Annotated in this window: 4 protein-coding genes; 3 read left to right on the top strand and 1 reads right to left on the bottom strand. The window is 74.9% G+C overall.

All coding sequences use genetic code 11. From position 1 onward, the window contains the following. On the bottom strand, window positions 1-194 hold a 194-nt coding region (locus tag GT030_RS33845; protein ID WP_161204333.1), incomplete at its 3' end, for a hypothetical protein. Window positions 195-317: 123 nt separating this feature from the next. On the opposite strand from GT030_RS33845, the gene GT030_RS33840 reads away from it, so the two are divergent. The 3 genes from GT030_RS33840 to GT030_RS33830 all read left to right on the top strand — a co-directional run. Then, the gene (locus GT030_RS33840) at window positions 318-944 is read left to right on the top strand and encodes a YigZ family protein (RefSeq protein ID WP_135791137.1); all 627 of its coding nucleotides are present in this window, start codon (window positions 318-320) and stop codon (window positions 942-944) included. Window positions 945-1023: 79 nt separating this feature from the next. Beyond that, complete coding sequence (locus GT030_RS33835; protein ID WP_161204332.1) at window positions 1024-2187, top strand: exonuclease SbcCD subunit D; 1164 nt, start codon at window positions 1024-1026, stop codon at window positions 2185-2187. Further along, window positions 2184-2916 (top strand): SMC family ATPase (locus GT030_RS33830; RefSeq protein WP_161204331.1); only part of this gene is annotated, 733 nt, incomplete at its 3' end. The genes GT030_RS33835 and GT030_RS33830, both read left to right, overlap by 4 nt.

Below are 2916 nucleotides of genomic sequence, written 5' to 3'. Positions count from 1 at the left end.
TAGTCGACGCCGGTCAGGCACATCACCCGCCACCAGGGGTGGCCCTCGTGGTCCTGCTGCGGGGTGCGGTGCGGCCCCGGATGGCGGGCGGTCCGCTCGCTCAGGCCCTCCAGCAGCCAGCCTCGCAAGCGGGCCCGCGCGGAGTGCGGCGCGGGTCCGCCGGGCTCCGCGGGCTGCACGGGGACGCTGGTCATACGCTGCTGCCTCCTCACCTGCGGCCCACCGCGCGGGCCGTCCGATCGCTGAGCGCGTCTGCCCCGCATCCTCCCCCGCACACCGGGGCCGGGCGGGCGCGGCGCTCCGCATAGGCTGGCGGTATGCAGGACGAGTACCGCACAGTGGCCCGCGCGGGTGTGCACGAGACCGAGATCAACCGCTCCCGCTTCCTGTGCGCGCTCGCCCCGGCCGCCACCGAGCGGGAGGCGCAGGAGTTCATCGCCGGGGTCCGCAAGGAGCACGCCGACGCCACGCACAACTGCTGGGCATACGTCATCGGCGCCGACGCCTCCACCCAGAAGGCCAGCGACGACGGCGAGCCCGGCGGCACGGCCGGCGTGCCGATGCTCCAGATGCTGCTGCGCCGGGACATGCGGTACGTCGTCGCCGTCGTCACCCGGTACTACGGCGGGGTGAAGCTCGGCGCGGGCGGCCTGATCCGGGCCTACGGCGGCTCGGTCGGCGAGGCGCTGGACGCCGTCGGCACCCGCACCCGGCGCCGCTACCGGCTGGCCACGGTGACCGTCGACCACCAGCGCGCGGGCAAGGTGCAGAACGACCTGCGCGCCACCGGCCGCGAGGTCCGCGACGTCCGCTACGGCGAGGCGGTCGCCATCGACATCGCCCTCCCGGACGCCGACGTCGACGCCTTCCGGGGCTGGCTGGCCGACGCCACGGCCGGCTCGGCGGACCTGGAGCTGGGCGGCGAGGCGTACGGAGACGCCTGATCCGGGCCAATCGGGCATAACACTCAAATCCGAAGCGACCGGGGCGCGTTGTCCGACCCTGCCGTTAGTCTCGGGGTCCATGAGACTCCTGCACACCTCCGACTGGCATCTCGGCCGGGCCTTCCACCGGGTGAACATGCTCGGCGCCCAGGCCGAGTTCATCGGTCACCTCGTCGCCACCGTGCGCGAGCGGGCCGTGGACGCCGTCGTGGTGTCGGGAGACGTGTACGACCGCGCGGTGCCCCCGCTGGCCGCGGTCGAGCTGTTCGACGACGCCCTGCACCGGCTCGCCGGGCTGGGCGTGCCCACCGTGATGATCTCCGGCAACCACGACTCGGCCCGCCGTCTCGGCGTCGGCGCCGGACTCATCGACCGCGCGGGCATCCACCTGCGCACCGACCCGGCCGCCGTCGGCACCCCGGTCGTCCTCGCCGACGCCCACGGCGACGTCGCCTTCTACGGACTGCCCTACCTCGAACCGGCCCTGGTGAAGGACGAGTTCGCCGTACCGAAGGCCGGACACGAGACCGTGCTCGCCGCCGCCATGGACCGGGTGCGCGCCGACCTCGCCGGCCGCGCCCCGGGCACCCGCTCCGTCGTCCTCGCCCACGCCTTCGTCACCGGCGGCGAGGCCAGCGACAGCGAACGGGACATCACCGTCGGCGGAGTGGCCGCCGTACCCGCCGGGGTCTTCGCCGGCGTCGACTACGTCGCCCTCGGCCATCTGCACGGCTGCCAGCGGATCAGCGAGCGCGTCCGCTACTCCGGCTCCCCGCTCGCCTACTCCTTCTCCGAGGCCGAGCACCGCAAGAGCATGTGGCTCGTCGACCTGGACGCCGAGGGCACTGTCACCGCCGAGCGCCTCGACTGCCCGGTGCCGCGCCCGCTGGCCCGCCTCCGGGGCACGCTGGAGGAGCTGCTCGACGACCCCGCGCTGAGCCGCCACGAGGACGCCTGGGTCGAGGCCACCCTCACCGACTCCGTCCGGCCCGCCGACCCCATGGCCCGGATCGCCGCCCGCTTCCCGCACACCCTCAGCCTGGTCTTCGCCCCCGACCGCGCCCCGGACGACCCGGCCGTGTCCTACGCCCGGCGCCTCGCGGGCCGCAGCGACCAGCAGATCGCGGAGGACTTCGTCGCCCACGTGCGCGGCGCCGCCCCCGACGACCGGGAGACCGCGGTGCTGCGCGACGCCTTCGACGCCGTGCGCGCCGACGACGCCGTGCGGGAGGTCGCCCGATGAGGCTGCACCGGCTCGACATCACCGCCTTCGGCCCCTTCGGCCGCGCCCAGAGCGTCGACTTCGACGCGCTCTCCGCCGCCGGGCTCTTCCTGCTGCACGGCCCGACCGGCGCCGGGAAGACCTCCGTCCTGGACGCCGTCTGCTACGCCCTCTACGGCTCCGTCCCCGGCGCCCGGCAGGGCGGCCAGGGCACCCACCTGCGCAGCGACCACGCCGAACCGGGCACCCGCACCGAGGTCCGGCTCGAACTCACCGTCGCCGGACGCCGGCTGGAGATCACCCGGCAGCCCCCGTGGGAGCGCCCCAAGAAGCGCGGCACCGGCACCACCCTCGACAAGGCCCAGACCTGGCTGCGCGAGTACGACGCCGTGCGCGGCACCTGGAAGGACCTCAGCCGCTCGCACCAGGAGATCGGCGAGGAGATCACCCAGCTCCTCGGCATGAGCCGCGAGCAGTTCTGCCAGGTCGTGCTCCTGCCCCAGGGCGACTTCGCCCGCTTCCTGCGCGCCGACGCCGAGGCACGCGGCAAACTGCTCGGCCGCCTGTTCGACACCCAGCGCTTCGCCGACGTGGAGAAGCGGCTCGCCGAGCGCAGGCGCGCCACCGAGGCGCGGGTGCGCGAGGGCGACACCGCGCTGCTCGCCGACGCCCATCGCATGCAGCAGGCGGCCGGCGACGCCATGGAGCTGCCCGGACTCGCGCCCGGCGATCCGGGCCTCGCCGTGGCGG

Origin of the sequence: Streptomyces sp. SID1328, assembly GCF_009865595.1 — a bacterium.
Lineage (GTDB): Bacteria > Actinomycetota > Actinomycetes > Streptomycetales > Streptomycetaceae > Streptomyces > Streptomyces griseoluteus.
This window is presented reverse-complemented; position numbering and strand designations above follow the sequence as displayed.